The sequence below is a fragment of the Halorubrum sp. GN12_10-3_MGM genome, assembly GCF_005435235.1.
Taxonomy (GTDB): domain Archaea; phylum Halobacteriota; class Halobacteria; order Halobacteriales; family Haloferacaceae; genus Halorubrum; species Halorubrum ezzemoulense.
In genome coordinates, this window is the sequence record NZ_SGUB01000003.1 from 186,957 (window position 1) to 202,833 (window position 15,877).

General features: G+C 69.4%; 17 protein-coding genes. 12 read left to right on the plus strand and 5 right to left on the minus strand.

Going from position 1 to position 15,877, the window contains the following annotated elements; translation table 11 throughout:
- Positions 1 to 51: 51 nt before the first annotated feature.
- Positions 52 to 1,398: an alkaline phosphatase family protein gene (locus EXE47_RS04045; protein WP_086216102.1), complete on the minus strand. Its 1,347-nt coding sequence runs from the start codon at positions 1,396 to 1,398 to the stop codon at positions 52 to 54.
- 264 nt (positions 1,399 to 1,662) lie between these two features.
- Here EXE47_RS04045 and EXE47_RS04050 point away from each other — a divergent pair, with 264 nt between their 5' ends.
- The 9 genes from EXE47_RS04050 (at position 1,663) to EXE47_RS04090 (ending at position 9,919) form a co-directional block, all read left to right on the plus strand.
- Positions 1,663 to 2,571: a PhzF family phenazine biosynthesis protein gene (locus EXE47_RS04050; RefSeq protein ID WP_049931119.1), complete on the plus strand. Its 909-nt coding sequence runs from the start codon at positions 1,663 to 1,665 to the stop codon at positions 2,569 to 2,571.
- A 50-nt stretch (positions 2,572 to 2,621) separates the two neighbouring features.
- A complete protein-coding gene (locus tag EXE47_RS04055; protein ID WP_049931121.1) occupies positions 2,622 to 2,816 on the plus strand; it encodes a hypothetical protein in 195 nt (64 codons plus the stop codon).
- Between the two features lie 110 nt (positions 2,817 to 2,926).
- Positions 2,927 to 3,877, plus strand: coding sequence for a calcium/sodium antiporter (locus EXE47_RS04060; RefSeq protein WP_086216104.1), 951 nt, complete (start codon positions 2,927 to 2,929; stop codon positions 3,875 to 3,877).
- Positions 3,878 to 3,965: 88 nt separating this feature from the next.
- The gene (locus EXE47_RS04065) at positions 3,966 to 5,432 is read left to right on the plus strand and encodes a D-aminoacyl-tRNA deacylase (protein ID WP_137690673.1); all 1,467 of its coding nucleotides are present in this window, start codon (positions 3,966 to 3,968) and stop codon (positions 5,430 to 5,432) included.
- A gap of 145 nt (positions 5,433 to 5,577) precedes the next feature.
- Entirely contained in the window at positions 5,578 to 6,738 is a 1,161-nt protein-coding gene (ftsZ, locus tag EXE47_RS04070; protein WP_004598343.1) for a cell division protein FtsZ, read from the plus strand.
- A gap of 61 nt (positions 6,739 to 6,799) precedes the next feature.
- On the plus strand, positions 6,800 to 6,976 hold the full coding sequence (locus EXE47_RS04075) for a protein translocase SEC61 complex subunit gamma (RefSeq protein ID WP_006628863.1): 177 nt from the start codon (positions 6,800 to 6,802) through the stop codon (positions 6,974 to 6,976).
- On the plus strand, positions 6,976 to 7,428 hold the full coding sequence (locus EXE47_RS04080) for a transcription elongation factor Spt5 (RefSeq protein ID WP_049931127.1): 453 nt from the start codon (positions 6,976 to 6,978) through the stop codon (positions 7,426 to 7,428). Before EXE47_RS04075 ends, EXE47_RS04080 begins: the two co-directional genes overlap by 1 nt.
- A 121-nt stretch (positions 7,429 to 7,549) precedes the next feature.
- Positions 7,550 to 8,512, plus strand: coding sequence for an archaeosortase A (gene artA / locus EXE47_RS04085; RefSeq protein WP_049931130.1), 963 nt, complete (start codon positions 7,550 to 7,552; stop codon positions 8,510 to 8,512).
- 159 nt (positions 8,513 to 8,671) lie between these two features.
- Positions 8,672 to 9,919, plus strand: a complete 1,248-nt coding sequence (locus EXE47_RS04090; RefSeq protein WP_049931132.1) for an MgtC/SapB family protein — start codon at positions 8,672 to 8,674, stop codon at positions 9,917 to 9,919.
- Positions 9,920 to 9,972: 53 nt separating this feature from the next.
- Here EXE47_RS04090 and EXE47_RS04095 read toward each other — a convergent pair whose 3' ends face one another.
- The 3 genes from EXE47_RS04095 to dph5 form a co-directional block, all read right to left on the minus strand.
- Positions 9,973 to 10,347, minus strand: a complete 375-nt coding sequence (locus tag EXE47_RS04095) for a CBS domain-containing protein (protein WP_086220484.1) — start codon at positions 10,345 to 10,347, stop codon at positions 9,973 to 9,975.
- Positions 10,348 to 10,461: 114 nt separating this feature from the next.
- Complete coding sequence (locus tag EXE47_RS04100; RefSeq protein WP_049931137.1) at positions 10,462 to 10,848, minus strand: CBS domain-containing protein; 387 nt, start codon at positions 10,846 to 10,848, stop codon at positions 10,462 to 10,464.
- Between the two features lie 76 nt (positions 10,849 to 10,924).
- A complete protein-coding gene (gene dph5, locus EXE47_RS04105) occupies positions 10,925 to 11,722 on the minus strand; it encodes a diphthine synthase (RefSeq protein WP_086216107.1) in 798 nt (265 codons plus the stop codon).
- Between the two features lie 174 nt (positions 11,723 to 11,896).
- Between dph5 and EXE47_RS04110 the strand changes: the two genes are divergently transcribed.
- The 3 genes from EXE47_RS04110 (at position 11,897) to lrpA1 (ending at position 15,245) form a co-directional block, all read left to right on the plus strand.
- Positions 11,897 to 13,792, plus strand: a complete 1,896-nt coding sequence (locus EXE47_RS04110; protein WP_049931142.1) for a 2-oxoacid:acceptor oxidoreductase subunit alpha — start codon at positions 11,897 to 11,899, stop codon at positions 13,790 to 13,792.
- 3 nt (positions 13,793 to 13,795) lie between these two features.
- Positions 13,796 to 14,734, plus strand: a complete 939-nt coding sequence (locus EXE47_RS04115) for a thiamine pyrophosphate-dependent enzyme (RefSeq protein WP_049931144.1) — start codon at positions 13,796 to 13,798, stop codon at positions 14,732 to 14,734.
- An 82-nt stretch (positions 14,735 to 14,816) separates the two neighbouring features.
- Positions 14,817 to 15,245, plus strand: coding sequence for an HTH-type transcriptional regulator LrpA1 (gene lrpA1, locus EXE47_RS04120; RefSeq protein ID WP_049931146.1), 429 nt, complete (start codon positions 14,817 to 14,819; stop codon positions 15,243 to 15,245).
- Between the two features lie 39 nt (positions 15,246 to 15,284).
- Here lrpA1 and EXE47_RS04125 read toward each other — a convergent pair whose 3' ends face one another.
- The gene (locus EXE47_RS04125; protein WP_049931147.1) at positions 15,285 to 15,758 is read right to left on the minus strand and encodes an N-acetyltransferase; all 474 of its coding nucleotides are present in this window, start codon (positions 15,756 to 15,758) and stop codon (positions 15,285 to 15,287) included.
- Positions 15,759 to 15,877: the final 119 nt, after the last annotated feature.

The following is a 15,877-nucleotide window of genomic DNA, read 5'->3' on the forward strand; positions in this document are numbered from 1 at the left end:
CGGAAGGCGTCGGGGCCGTTCAGACGAGACTGCGGAAGGCGTCGGAGCCGTTCAGACGAGGCTGGCACCGTCGAAGTCCGTGCGGCCGTAGTCGATGTCGAGCAGTCGGAGGAGGGTGGGGGCGACGTCGAGGAGGTCGGCGTCGTCGACCGTCGCGTCAGGGTGGTCGACGAACAGCGCGGCGTCGTCGAAGGCGTGCATTCCCGTCCGCGGTCCGTCGGGGTCGAAGACGCCGTCGTGGGGACGGAACCCGGACTTGAGGTCGAACCCGTCGTTCGGGAGGACGACGAGGTCGGGAGCGATGGCGGCATGGTCGCCGCGGAACACCGTCTCGCGGTCGACGACGCGGTCTGCGACGGGATTCCCGTCGGGGCCGGTCCACGACTCCAGCGCCTCGCGTAGCTCCGCGCGCGTCGCCTCGTACTCGCCTTCGGGGACGACGCCGTTCGGCTCGCGGCCCTCCACGTTGAGGTAGAAGCGGCCGGGGACGAGCGAGTACGCGCGGGCGTCGTCGTCGACGTCGGCCAGCGAGTCGGGGTCGTCGTCCGCGTAGGAGATCCACCCCTCGCGTTCGAGCCACTCGTTACAGTACACGTCGTACCGCAGGCGCCTGAACCCGTGCGTCGAGCCGACAACGAGCGTGACGTCGCTGGGGAGCGCCTCGCGGATCGAGCCGACGTGTTCGTCCATGGCGGCGTGGAACGAGAGCAGGTCCTCGCGGTACTGGCCGCCGTCCTCGTAGTCGCCCCACAGGAAGTGGTTGACCCGGTCGGGGGCGGTGAAGACGCCGACGAAGAGGTCCCAGTCGTCGCGCTCGACGTACCGCTCGAAGGCCTCGGCGCGGGCGTCGAGTGTCTCGCGGGCGTGGTCCAGGAACGCGGTCTTGTCCGCCTTGTGTCCGAGTTTCGCGTTGACGGACAGGCGGTAGTCGCTGTCGGCAAGGTACTCGCGGAACTCGTCGGGATGCGCGGCCGCGTCGAGGTCGGGGGAGAGGTAGCCTGAGACCATCCGCTGGACGGTCCGCTGCGGCGGGAACGTGACAGGGACGTTCATCACGGTCGCGTCGAGTCCCGCGTCGGTCGCGCGGTCCCAGACCCGGGGGCGCTGCACGTCGCGTCCCATCGGCACGTACGTGTCGTAGGAGCCGACTTCTCGGTCCTGAAAGCCGTACACGCCGGTCTCGCCGGGGTTCGTCCCCGTCGTGAGGCTCGGCCAGCAGGCGCTCGACTCCGCCGGGACGATGCTGTCGATCTGTCCCCCCTCACCGTCGTCCGCGATCGCCGACAGCGTCGGGAACGTCTCCGGGTTGTCGGCGACGAGCCGGTACGAGAGGCCGTCGATCCCGATGAACGCCACGCGCGGCGTGTCGCTCCCTCGCAGCCGGTCGAAGAGGCCCATACACACTCATCTGCGGTCGAGGGCAAAAGGATTGACATCGGACGCTCCGGGGAGTGCGGTCCGACGGGCCTCGGAGTCGAAGCGCTTGTTGGGTCGAGTTCGTCATGTCGGTAACGACCGGGGCGTCCGCGACGGCCCCGGACCCGCGACGACCCTGGACCCGCGACGACCGCGCACTGGCGTCGCCGCTCCGCTCGGGAAGGGCCCCGTCCGCCTCGGAGCGCCTCGGGAGGCTTTTTGTTCGCGACCTCGGAGGGGTTCGACATGGAGACCCGACGCGCGCTGCTCGTCGACGCGTTCGCCGCGGAGCCGCTGGCCGGGAACGCCGCCGGCGTCGTCCCCGACGCAGAGGGGCTGAGCGACGAACAGCTGGCCGCCGTCGCCGCCGAGCTCGGCGCCTCGGAGACGGCCTTCCTGACCGGGGCCGACGGCGCGGCCGACGACCGGCTCCGGTACTTCTCGCCGGCCACGGAGGTCGACCTCTGCGGGCACGCCACGATCGCGATCTACGGCGCCCTGTTCGCCGAGGGAGCGATCGACGGCGGCGAGCGCACGCTCCGCACGAACGTCGGCGACCTCAGCGTCGCGGTCGACGACGACGGCACCGTCTGGATGCGACAGCAGGCGCCGAGCGTCGAGGTCGTCGACGTCGATCTCGACCGGGTCGCGGCCGCGCTCGGCGTCGACCCCGCCGCGCTCCGCGACGTCGGCGCGGACCTCCCCGCCGCGGTCGCGTCCACGGGCCTCCCGTTCCTTGTCGTCCCAGTGAACTTCTTGGAGCGGCTCGGCGAGGCCGACCCGGACGACGCGGCCGTCGAGCGCCTCTCCGAGGAGTTCGACGTCGCCGGCGTGTACGCGTTCTCCTTCGACGCGCTCGACGCCGACTCGACGGCCCACGGTCGGGCGTTCGTGCCCTCACTGGGGATCTCCGAAGACCCGGTCACGGGCACCGCGAGCGGAGCGGTCGGCGGATACCTCCGTCACGTCGACGCCTTCGACGGGGACGAGCCGGACGAGCTCCGCTTCGAGCAGGGCCACTTCCTCGACCGACCGGGCCGCGTGCGCGTGCGAGTAGAGGCGGACGGCGTCCGCGTCGGCGGTCGGGCGACGGTCGCGCTCGACGGTGAGATCCGGATCCCCGGCGGCGAGGACGACGAGATCATCGAGGCGTGATCCCGTCGCGGAGACCGAACGTTTAGCATCGCTCGCGACGTACCGAAACCATGGAATTCGACCTTCCACGCGCGGCAGCGATCCTCGTACTGATCGTCGCGGTCGGCGCCGGCGGCCTCATCGGCGCGGAGATGATGCCCCTCCAGACGACCCTGATGATGGTCGTCCCGTCGATGCTCGTCTTCGGCGGGCTCGCGTTCGCGATCGGCGTGAAACACGGCGAGTTCCGGGCGGGACACGCCTGAACCGATCGAAGGGGCGGCCGAGACCCGCCTCATAGCGAAACGGTAACGGCCGCCACCTCGGGCGGTCGCGGATCACGACCCTTTTGAAACGCCGTTGCGAACCGGGAGCCGTGCTGCCCGGGTCGCCACTCCTCGAACTGCTGTTGATCGCCGTCGGCGTCGCCCTCCTGTACGCCGGCGCCGAACTGCTCGTCGCGGGGGCGAGGGACCTCGCGCTCGCCGTGGGGCTGAAGGCGTCGACGGTCGGCGTCACCGTCGTGGCGTTCGCGACGACGGCCCCGGAGCTTTTCGTCTCCCTGCTCGGCGCCGTCACGGTGTCGACGGACATCGGACTCGGCGCGATCGTGGGCTCGAACATCGCGAACATCGGGCTCGTGTTGGGGGTATCGGCGCTGATCCGCCCGCTCAACGTCTCCGACACGGTGTTTCGCCGTGACGTCCCGTTCATGGTGCTGGCCGCGCTGCTGTTGGTCGGCCTCGGTTGGGACGGGCGGATCGGGTTCCTCGACGGCGTCGTGCTGCTCGGGACGCTCGTGGCGTTCACCGCCGCGGTGCTGCGACGCGTCCGGGAGAACCAGTCGGCGATCACCGACAGCGAGCGGGACGAGATGCCGGACGCGAGGGCCCGCGACATCGCGATGGTCGTCGCCGGGATCGCGGCGCTCGTCCTCGGCTCGCGGTGGCTGATCGACGGCAGCGAGTCGCTGCTGGCGGCCGCCGGCTTCTCGGACATCTTCATCGGACTCACCGTGCTGGCGCTCGGCACGTCGCTGCCGGAGCTGGCGGCCAGCGTCGTGGCCGCGGTGCGCGGCGAGGCGGAGTTCAGCGTCGGCAACGTCGTCGGCTCGAACATCTACAACATCCTCGCCGTCATCGGCATCGTGGCCGTCGTGACGCCCATCGGCGTCGCCCCGGGCGTTCGCGGCTTCGAGTTCCCCGCGCTGCTCGCGTTCACGGCCGTCATCGTCGGCATCATGGCGTACAGCGAGCGGATCACCCGCGTCGACGGCGCGGTCCTCACCGTCGGATACGGGGCCTTCGTCTATCTGTTGCTCCCGTAGCGCGGACGGCCGGACCCCGGTCGACGCGCCCCCGCGGAGTCGGAGCAGAACCGACGGCTATTCCGTCGCGGGCGACCGAGTCGGCGTCGTGATAGCGATCGTCGTCAGCCGGGCCGACAGCGCCTCGGCGCACATCGGCGAGCGGCTGCTCGAGGTCGGCGACTGGGAGGCGCGCGAGGACGAGTCGCGCCCCGACGCCGACGGGGGCGCAACGTACTACCGGGCGGCGGGGTTCGAGCTCCGCGAGTTCGACGACCTCCACATCCGCCTGTCGGACCCGGCCGCCGCGTTCGACTGCGACCCCGAGTTCCTCGCGTTCGTCTCCAGACACTCGGGGGAGACGGGCGAACTCCTGACCGCGCACCTCACCGGGAACTTCGGCGAGGCGAAGTACGGGGGCGACCCCGAGTCGCTGGCGCGGGCCGCGCCGGGCGCGGAGAAGCGCGCCGTCGAGGCGCTCGCGCGACATGCCCCGGAGGGGTACGAGGTCGGCATCGAGTGTACCCACCACGGGCCGACGGGCGTCTCCGTACCGTCGCTGTTCGTCGAACTCGGCTCCGACGAGCCGCAGTGGGAGGACCCCGAGGCGGCCGCGGCGGTCGCGCGGGCAGTCCTCGACCTGCGCGGGACCGGCGCGGACGTAGTCGGCGAGGGCGTCGCCGACGCCGCGACCGCGCCGCGCCCCCGTCACGTCGTCGGCTTCGGCGGCGGCCACTACGCGCCGCGGTTCACCCGTATCGTCCGCGAGACCGAGTGGGCGGTTGGGCACGTCGGCGCCGACTGGGCGCTCGCCGACCTCGGCGCGCCCGAGGCGAACTGCGACGTTATCGAGGCCGCCTTCGAGCGGAGCCGCGCCGACCGGGCCGTGATCGACGGTGACCGCCCCGACCTCGCCGCGGTGGTCGAGGACCTCGGTCACCGGGTCGTGAGCGAGACGTGGGTCCGCGAGGTCGGCGATGCTCCGATCCCGCTCGTCGAGCGGCTGGAGGCGGCGATCGGACCGGTCGACGAGGGGTTGCGGTTCGGCGCGGTCGCCGACGAAGTTCCCGAAACGGCGGGGACCGAGGCGGAAGACGCCGGTGGCGACCGGGCGGACGGCACCGGCGGCGACGGGGCAGCGGTCCGGGTCCGCGACCTTCCGGCGGACCTATGCTCGCGGGCGCAGGGGCTCGACGCCGCCGCGACGCGGGAGGCGGTCGAGCGCGTCGCCGTCGCGTTCGACACGGAACAAGGCGGCACCCGCGCGGCGGGGCGGGTCGCGTTCGCGACGACTCCGGAGACGCCGGGGTACGCGGACCTCGTGGACGGGTTGGCGGCGGTGTTGGAGACCGGGTACGACGCGGTCGAGGTGGCGGCCGACCGGAACGCGGTGGTCGCCCGCGAGACCGCGTTCGACCCGTCGCTGGCGGCCGAACGAGGCGTACCGGAGGGGCCGGCGTTCGGCCGGCTCGCCGACGGGGAGGCGGTCGAGGTCGACGGCGCGACCGTCGAACCAGACGACGTGTCGCGAGCGCGGACGGAGCGGTTCCCGATCGACGGCGACGCCCTCAAATAATTTATAAAAGCCCGTGCGGCCGGCGGATCGACCGCGTCAGCCGTACTCGCTCGGGTCGGCCGCGAACGCCGGAGATTTCGGCGTCCGACCTGCGTCAGACGATCGGGCAAAAATAAATACGTCCGGGTCGCAACGACACCACATAATGGACTCCATCGTTGAGGACGCCATCGACGAAGCCGAAGAGGCCCCCGCAGAGGACGCCGGGGGAGCCGGCGAGAGCGCCGCCGGAGGGAGCGCCGGCGCGCCGCCACAGACCGGGACGATGACCGACGACGAGCTGCAGGACGTCCTCCAAGACCTCCAGACGAACATCACGGTCGTCGGCTGCGGGGGCGCCGGCGGCAACACGGTCAACCGCATGACTGAGGAGGGGATCCACGGCGCGAAGCTGGTCGCCGCCAACACAGACGTCCAGCACCTCGTCAACATCGAGGCCGACACGAAGATCCTCATGGGCCAACAGAAGACGCAGGGGCGCGGCGCGGGCTCCCTCCCGCAGGTGGGCGAGGAGGCCGCCATCGAGTCCCAAGAGGAGATCCAAGACGCCATCGACGGCTCCGACATGGTGTTCGTCACCGCCGGGCTCGGCGGCGGCACCGGGACCGGCTCGGCGCCGGTGGTCGCGAAGGCGGCCCGCGAGTCTGGCGCGCTCACCATCGCCATCGTCACGACCCCGTTCACGGCCGAGGGCGAGGTCCGACGCACGAACGCCGAGGCCGGCCTCGAACGCCTCCGCGACGTGAGCGACACGGTCATCGTCGTCCCCAACGACCGCCTGCTCGACGCGGTCGGGAAGCTCCCCGTCCGGCAGGCGTTCAAGGTGTCCGACGAGGTGCTGATGCGCTCGGTGAAGGGGATCACGGAGCTCATCACGATGCCCGGGCTCGTCAACCTCGACTTCGCCGACGTTCGCACGGTCATGGAGAAGGGCGGCGTCGCGATGATCGGCCTCGGCGAGTCGGACTCCGACTCGAAGGCGCAAGACTCGGTGAAGTCCGCGCTGCGCTCGCCGCTGCTCGACGTCGACATCTCGGGCGCGAACTCCGCGCTGGTGAACGTCACCGGCGGCACCGACATGTCCATCGAGGAGGCGGAGGGCGTCGTCGAGGAGATATACGACCGGATCGACCCCGACGCCCGGATCATCTGGGGGACCTCCGTCGACGACGAGCTCGAAGGCGAGATGCGAACCATGATCGTCGTCACCGGCGTCGAGTCGCCGCAGATCTACGGGAGCAACGGCGAACCGCCGGAGGGCGGCGCCGCTTCCGCCGACGTCGAGGACATCGACTACGTGGAGTAGTCGCCCCGTCCCGAGCCGCATCAAAAGGTAAAAACCGTCTCGTCTCGAATTTGCTGGTAACATGGACGTTCCGTACGACCTCAACAGCTACATTCGGGTGCTGAAGCTGGCGAGCACGCCGAGCACCGACGAGTTCCTCCAGGTGTCGAAGATCGCCGGCGCCGGGATCCTGCTCATCGGGTTCATCGGCTTCCTGATGTTCGCGATCATGAGCCTCCTCCCGGGGGTCGGCGCGTAATGCCGATCTACTCGGTCAAGACGACGGCGAGCCAGGAACGCACCGTCGCCGACATGCTCGCCGAGAAGGAGACGCCCGAGATCCAGGCCGTCATCGCCCCCGACCAGCTCACGAGCTACGTGATGGTCGAGGCGACCGACGGGGCCGCGTTCGGCCGGATTCTCGACGAGATCCCGCACGCCCGCGGCGTCATTCAGGGCGGCGACGGCCCGGCCGAGAGCCCCTTCTCCGAGGTCGAGCACTTCCTCTCGCCGACCCCGGACGTGGAGGGGATCGCCGAGGGCGACATCGTCGAGCTGATCGCCGGTCCGTTCAAGGGCGAGAAGGCGCGCGTCCAGCGGATCGACGAGGGGAAAGACCAGGTGACCGTCGAGCTGTACGAGGCGACCGTCCCGATTCCGGTGACGGTCCGCGGCGACCAGATCCGCGTCCTCGACAGCGAGGAACGGTAAGGCCTCCGGCCGGCCGATCGGCGCGGCGGCGGACGAGGAAGCGCGAGCCGACCCGACCGTCTGACGCCGAGATCGCACGCAACGACAAGGGCTTTATTCGACGACGACGGACCGTAGCGATATGTTCGGCCACGGCGCGCCGGCGGTGTTGAGCGTGATTCCCGACACGTTCACGTTCGCGTGGATCGTCGCGATCCTCTTCGCGACGGCGTGGCTGCTCGACGAGCGCGGGCTGGCCGCCGGTCGCGCGCTCGCGGCCGGGACGTGGGCGCTGTTCGGGCTCTTCTGGCTGTCGACGGTGCCGTACTTCGCGTTCGAACACCAGAGCTACGTCGAGTCGATCCTTGCGCTCGTCGGCTTCCCCGCCAGCGTGTACGCGGGGTATCTCCTCTACGACGGGCGCGCGTCGCTTTTCACGCTCACGCGGGCCATCGCGATCATGCTCTTCATCTACCTCCCGTTCGAGACGATCCCGGCGTTCACCGTCGGCGGGGTCGCGGTCCCGGAGCCCCGCCGGATCCTCATCGAGGTCGTGGCGACGCAGACCGGTGCGCTCATCGACCTGCTCGGGTACGCGCCGGAGGCGGTGACGAGCAGGGAGGGGTACGAGGCGGCGTACTCGTGGACGCTGGACGACGGCCACACCGTCATCATCCACATCGTACTGGCGTGTACGGGGCTGGGGAGTATGGCCATCTTCGGCGGCCTCGTCGCCGCCGTCGAGGCGCCGCTCGCGCGGAAGCTCCGCGCGCTCGCGGTGTCGATCCCGCTCATTTACGTCCTGAACATCTTCCGGACGACGTTCATTTCGGTGGTGTCTGGCAACCAGTACATGCACTGGTACCCGGACCTGGTGATGACGATGTTCGGCGCGACCGACCCGTACCGGGTGTCGTTCCTCATCTCCGACCGGATCATGAGCCAGCTGCTGGCGGTCGTGGCGCTCATCGCGATCACCTTCCTCGCGGTGCGCGAGCTACCCGAGCTCGCGGTCATCTTGGAGGACGTGCTCTACCTCATCACCGGCGAGGAGCACGACCTGACCGAGGCGCTCGACCTGCCGCGCGAACCGACGAACCGATAGGGCGGCGGGTCCGCGACGGCCCCGCTTTGGAGATACTATAGATTACTATATAGCAAGCTATAGACGTAGCGGGCCGGAACGGTCGGTCATGACTACGAGGGCGCGAGACGGACCGTCGGGCGCCGGTCCGAGAGCGCGGTCGCGCGGAGGTGGGCGGCGGTGATAGGCGGGGTCGACCCGTTCGTCTACCTCGAGACGAACGTCGCGAAGCTGGCGTTAGCGACCGCGCTCGGCATGTTCCTCGGGCTGGAGCGCGAGTGGTCGCAGAAGTCGGCGGGGATCCGGACGTTCGCGCTCGTCAGCCTCGCGGCGGCGGTGTTCTCGCTCGTCGACGAGCCCGGGCTGCTCGTCGTCGGCGGCGTGCTGGTGGTCGCCAGCGCGGTGTTACTGGCGGTCCGGAGCTTCGTTGAGGCCGAGGTCGACGGGCTCTCGCTGACCACGTCGGCGTCGCTGCTCGTCACGTACGGGGTCGGGGTGCTCGTCGCCGAGGAGTTGTTCATCGAGTCGGTGACGGTGGCGGTGCTCTCGTCGCTGCTCTTGGTGTTGAAACGGGAGCTCCACCAGTTCGCGTGGGGGCTCTCGCGCGAGGAGGTGCGCAGCGCGGTGGAGTTCACCATCCTCGCGTTCGTCGTCTTCCCCCTCCTCCCCGCCGAGACGATCGACCCGTGGAACGCGGTCCAGCCGCGGCTCGTCTGGTCGCTCGTGGTCGCGGTCAGCGCCATCGGCTTCGTCAACTACGTGCTGGTGAAGCGGTATCAGGGGCGCGGCTACGCGGTGACCGGGTTCTTCGGCGGGCTCGTCAACTCGACGGCGGTCGTCGCCGAGATGGCGAAGCGCGCGAAGGGGCGCGCCGACCTCGGCGAGATCGCGGTGGGGTCGATCCTGCTCGCCAACGCCGCCATGGCGTTCCGGAACGCCGCGGTCGTGGCCGTCTTCGTCCCCGAGGCGGCGCTTGTCGTCGGCGCGCCGCTCGGCGCGATCACGGTCGCGGGGATCGGCGTCGCCGTGTGGCGGAGCGACTGGCGGACGACGATGGAGGCGGAGCTCACCTCGCCGTTCAGCCTCGGGAACGCGCTCACGTTCGGCGCGCTCTTCCTGCTCGTGCTGCTCGCCTCCGCGGTCGCCGAGCGGACGTTCGGCGCTGGCGGGTTCGTCGCCACCTCCTTCCTCGCGGGGCTGGTGTCGTCGGGGACCTCGACGACCACGGCGGTCTCGCTGCTCGGGACCGGACAGATCGGCGTCGACACCGCGGTCGCGGGCGTGGTCGCCGGGACGGCCGCCAGCATCCTGGTGAAGACGGCGTTCGCGGCGAGTATCGCGCGCGAGCTGGTCAGGCCGGTGTTCCTGTGGAACCTCCTGTTGATCGCCGTGGGCGTGGTCGCGGGGGCGCCGCTGTTGCTGTTGTGAGGGCCCGCTGAGTCCGGTGGGCGAAGTGGGTCAGGCGGCCCGTCGGACCGGCCTCAAGAGATGTGTGCGGCGATGTCCGTCGACGACATCATCCCGACGTAGTCGTCGTCGACGACCGGGAGGTGTTTCACGCCGTACATGGTCATCATCGCGGCGACCTCCTCCAGCATGAGGTCCGGCGTCACCGTCTCGACGTCTTCGGTCATCACGTCGCGGACCGTCGTCGCCTCCGGGTCGCTCCCGTCGGCGACCGCTCCGACGACGTCGCTCTGCGTGAGGATACATCCTCCGCCCGTCGTCACGACGAGCGCACTGATGTTCTCGTCGCGCATCCGCCGGGCGGCCTCCCGGAGCGGCGCGTCCGCCCCGATCGTCTCCAAGGGCGTCGACATCACGTCCGCGACGCGGGTCCTGTCGTCGAGATCCATACCGCGCTGTGTGTTACCATGTTTCATTACTCTTCCGGAACGCACAACGCGACGCGATCTCGACTCGGATGCGGCGCCGTCACGCGGCCTCGGGCCGTCCCGGCGCCCGACCCGTCAGCCTCGCCGCGAGAGGTACGCCGTGAGGTCCGTCGTGGAGACCATGCCGATCGGTCTGTCGTCGCCGTCGGTCACCGGGAGGTGGGTGTAGCCGTGCGCGGTCGGCTCCGCCAGCTCCGCGACGGTGTCTTCGCGGCCGACCGTGACCACGTCGGTCGTCATGAACGCCTCGACCGGCGTCCGGTCTTTCGGGTCGTTGTCCCGGACGAGGGCGACGAAGTCCGTCGCGGTGATCAGCCCGGCGAGGGCCCCGTCGGAGTCGAGGACGAGGAGAGAGCTACCCCCGGACTCGCGCATCTGCTCCGCCGCGTCGGCCGCCGCGGCCCCGCGTTCGATAGTCGTCAGGTCGGTCGACATGAGTCGATCTACCGGCACGTCATTCATGGTGCGTGCCAACGCCCCACATAATAATCAAACGTGCGGTCGGTTCGGGGGCGTTCGCCTCGCGACCGCGGACGCCTCACTCGTCGACGAGCGACTCGGGGGCGCCGGCGAGACCGACGAGGGCGTCCGCCTCGACGTGATGGAGGTCACCCGGGATCACGAGCAGGTGGAGCGGGTCACCGAACTCGCGGTCGGCGAGCGCGCTCAGACGGTCGGCCGCGACGACCGCGTCCGGCGAGCCGGCGCGGGCGACGACGACCGCGAGCTCGTCCGCCCACTCCTCGGCCAGCAGTCCGGCGGCGACGTCCGCGGTCATGTACTCCTCGTGGTCGGGGTCCGGACCGGCGGGGCCCGTTCCCACCTTGATGTCGAGGTAGACGACGGTGTGGAGCCCGCGCTCCCGGTTCGCCTCGATCGTCTCGACCACGCTCCCGGGGACGTCGTCGCCGCCGTGAGCGTACGGGAACGGGAGCGTCGTCGCCTTGCCGAACCGGTAGTTCTGGAGCCCGGTGAGACTCGACGCCGCGGACTGGGCGGTCACGCCGTGGATCACGCGCGTGTCGATCCCGCGCTCCTCGGCGCGGAGGCGGAGGTCGGTGTGGGTGGTCGAGATCATCGTGTCGCCGGCGGTACAGAACGCGGCGTCGCCGGACTCGGCCGCCGCGAGTATCGGCTCCGGGTCCTGCTCGACGCCGGCGCGGTCGCGCACCTCGACGTCGACGCCGTGGTGCGCCTCAAGGTCAGCGACGTCGGCGCCGACCAGTCGGCTGGTGTAGAACTCCGCGAAGACCCTGTCGGCCGCGCGGAGCGCCTCCCGCCCCTCGACGGTGACGGAGCGCTCGTCGCAGAGACCGAGCCCGATGAACGTGAGCATACCCGGAGTCGGCGCGCGGCGAATGAAAAGAACGCGGAAAATCGGCTCGGCAGCGCGAGAACATTTGACACCCTAATAGACCTTCATGATTGTCCCTTGGGATTCCATAGCAAGCCATAAGAGGGAACCAACACAAGTTCAGGCCACGAGGCCCACTCGGGCTCACATACCATTATGACTGACGACGAACTCATCTGGCGGATATCGGGGGGATCCGGTGACGGGATCGCTTCCACCAGCCAGAACTTCGCGAAGGCCTTGATGCGATCGGGGCTCAACGTCTTCACGCATCGGCACTACCCGTCGCGAATCCGCGGCGGCCACACCTACACGGAGGTCCGCGCGTCGGCGGACCCCGTGAACTCCCGGGGCGACGGCTACAACTTCCTCTTAGCGCTCGGCGACTCGTTCGCTCGGAACCCGTCCGAGGGCGCCGTCTACGGCAACGAGGAGATCAAGCCGCTCTCGGAGAACCTGGATGAGCTCCGCGAAGGCGGGGTCATCATCTACGACGAGGGGCTGCTCGACGCCTCCGAGATCCCGAACTTCGAGGAGCGCGCCGAGGAGAACGACTGGCACGTATTCCCCCTCGACCTCCGCGGACTCGCCCGCGACATGGGTCGCGAGGTCATGCGCAACACCGCCGGCGTCGGCGCGACCTGCGCGATCACCGGCATGGAACTCGACCACGTCGAGGACCTGATGCGCGACGCGATGCCGGAGAAGATCCTCGACCCGAACCTCGAGATCCTCGAGACCGCCTACGAACAGGTCCAAGAGGAGTACGACGTCGACGCGCCGGACGTGTCGGTCCCGACCGGCGAACACGACGAGACCCAACTGCTCATGTCCGGGTCGGACGCCATCTCCTACGGCGCCATCGACGAGGGCTGCCGGTTCATCTCCGGCTACCCGATGACACCGTGGACCGAGGTGTTCACCATCATGACGAAGAACCTGCCGAAGCTCGGCGGGATCTCCGAGCAGGTGGAAGACGAGATCGCCGCGGCCGCGCTCGCGGTCGGCGCGTCCCACGCCGGCGTCAAGGCGATGTCCGGCTCTTCCGGTGGCGGGTTCGCGCTGATGTCCGAGCCGCTCGGGCTCGCGGAGATGACGGAGACGCCCGTCGTCCTCGTCGAGGCCATGCGCGCCGGTCCCTCGACCGGGATGCCGACGAAGCCGGAGCAGTCCGACCTCGAACACGTCCTCTACACCTCGCAGGGGGACTCCCAGCGCGTCGTGCTGGCGCCCGGCACCGTCGAGGAGGCGTACGAGCAGTCCCGGCTCGCCTTCCGGCTCGCCTACGGGTACCAGATCCCGACGATCCTGCTGTACGACCAGAAGCTCGGCGGTGAGATGACGAACGTCCCGAAGAGCCACTTCGACCGGGAGGCGAACCCGGACCTCGGGAAGACGCTCTCGGAGGACGCGCTGTCGGAGCAGCCCCACAGCGACGACGGGAAGTTCCACCGCTTCCAGCACGAGGTCGACGACGGCGTCTCCCCGCGGTCGATCCCCGGCCAGAAGGGCGGTCGCTTCCTCGCGACCGGCAACGAGCACGACCCGACCGGCCACATCAGCGAGTCCCCGGACAACCGGGTCGCGCAGATCGACCGGCGGGCCGAGAAGCTGGCGGCGATCCGCGACGACCTCGACACGGTCGACACCGGGTCGTACGCCGGCCCGGAGGACGCCGAGTACGGCATCCTCACGTTCGGCAGCCAGCAGGGAACCGTCGAGGAGGCCGTCGGTCGCCTCAACGACGCCGGCGTCTCGGTGAAGTCGTACGGCGTCTCGGACATGCTGCCGTTCCCGACCGAGCAGGTCCGGGCGTTCATCGAGAGCGTCGACGAGGTGCTGGTCGTGGAGATGACCGCCTCGGGACAGTTCCGCGGGCTCGTCCAGAAGAACCTGGGCCAGTACGGCGAGAAGCTGTCGAGCCTGCTGAAGTACAACGGGAACCCGTTCGAGCCGGCGGAGATCGTCGACGGGTTCGAGACCGCGATCGTCGAGGGCGACGGCGACGCGCCCGGCCATCAGACCACCTTCGTCCCAGCCGCAGGTGACTAAGCAATGAGCACGTTTTCAGCAATCGGAGAGGAGCGAGAGATCGACCGCGACGAGTACACCCCCGGCGTCGAGCCGCAGCCGACCTGGTGTCCGGGCTGCGGTGACTTCAGCGTCCTGAAGGCGCTCAAGCAGGCGCTGCCGGAGGTCGGGCGCACGCCCGAGGAGACCCTGCTGTGTACCGGGATCGGCTGTTCGGGCAAGCTGAACAGCTACCTCGACACGTACGGGTTCCACACGATCCACGGGCGCTCGCTGCCCGTGGCCCGCGCCGCGAAGCTCGCGAACCCCGACCTCGAAGTGATCGCCGCCGGCGGCGACGGCGACGGCTACGGGATCGGCGGGAACCACTTCATCCACACGGCCCGGGAGAACCACGACATGACGTACATCGTGTTCAACAACGAGATCTTCGGGCTCACGAAGGGGCAGACCTCCCCGACGAGCCCGAAGGGCCACAAGTCGAAGACGCAGCCTCACGGGAGCGCCAAGGAGCCGATCAAACCGCTCTCGATGTCGCTGAACGCCGGCGCCTCCTACGTCGCCCGCACGGCGGCAGTGAACCCGAACCAGGCGAAGGAGATCATCGCCGAGGCGATCGAACACGACGGGTTCGCGCACGTCGACTTCCTCACGCAGTGCCCGACGTGGAACAAGGACGCGCGCCAGTACGTCCCGTACATCGACGTCAACGACTCCGACGACTACGAGTTCGACATGACGGACCGCGTCGAGGCCCAGGAGATGATGCGGACGACCGAGGAAGCCCTCTACGAGGGCGAGGTGCTCACCGGCCGCTTCTACGTCGACGAGGACCGCCCCTCCTACGGGGAGGAGAAGCGCTCGATCGGCGAGATGCCCGAGGAGCCGCTCGCCGAGCGCTACTGGGACGACGACTACGAGTGGGAACGCTCCCACGACATGTTCCTCGACAAACACGCCTGAGCCGACCGGCGGCCGTTCACGACGCGGCGAGTTCGTTTTTTGATTCGCAAGGTCTTTTTTCATTGGTGACAAACGTACTCATATGAGTACTGTATCGACAGAGGAACGGATCCTTTCCGTGTTAGAAGAGGACGCACAGGCGTCCTGCGGGGAGATCGCCGAGCGAGCCGACGTCTCGAAACCGACGGTGCGGAAGTACATCGACCGCCTCGAGGAGCGCGGCGTGATCGTCGGCTACTCCGCGGAGGTCGACCCGAAGAAGCTCTCTTCGCAGTCGATCGCCATGGTCGGCATGGATGTCGACTCGGGGCGGTACGTGGAGGCCACGCGGGATCTGAAGTCGCTCGACGAGGTTCAGGCGCTGTACACCTCCTCGGGCGATCACATGCTGATGGCGGAGGTCCGCGCCGGCGACGGCGACGAGCTCGGCGACGTCATCTCGGAAAAGCTGCTCGGCGTCGACGGCGTCACCGCGGCCCACCCCTCGTTCCTCCAAGAGCGGCTGAAGTGAGTCGGCCGAGAAGCGGTTCGTTTTGACTGTCGACGCCTCTCAGGTGAGCGCGTCGGGGTCCGCAACGACGATCGATTCGTCGCCCGCCGGGCTCCGCCGGGTCCCGCGAGGCGCGAACCCGTGCGCGCTGAAGAACTCCTCGGCGCTGGGGCGGTCCGAGGGGACGGTCGCGCGGAGCGTTTTCACCCCGCGGTCGGCGAGCGCGCTCCCCACGCGGGCGAGCAGCTCGGCCGCGACGCCCTCGCCCGCGCGGTTCGGGTGAACCCACAGCGCCAGTAGCTCGGCCTCCGTCCCGTCGGGATCCGGGTGCGCGATGGCGAGCCCGACGGGCCCCTCCTCGTCGTGTTCCATCAGGAACGACCACTCCGCCTCGGCGGCGGCCTCGCGGACGCCGGCGGCGGACACGTCGAGCAGTGGCGCGCCGATGTCGTCGAACACCGTCTCCTCGCGGGCTCGTGAGACCGCCGTTCGCAGGTCCTCCGCGTCGTCGGGGCGAGCCGCCCGGACATCCATGTTCGACCGTGAGTAAAGAACGCACCTATAGGTTTCGGGATGCGAATTGTTCCCACAGTATCGGTCGACGAAAGCTCCGACTCGTCGGGCGAGGATCGCGACGCGTCAAGCGAAAGCCG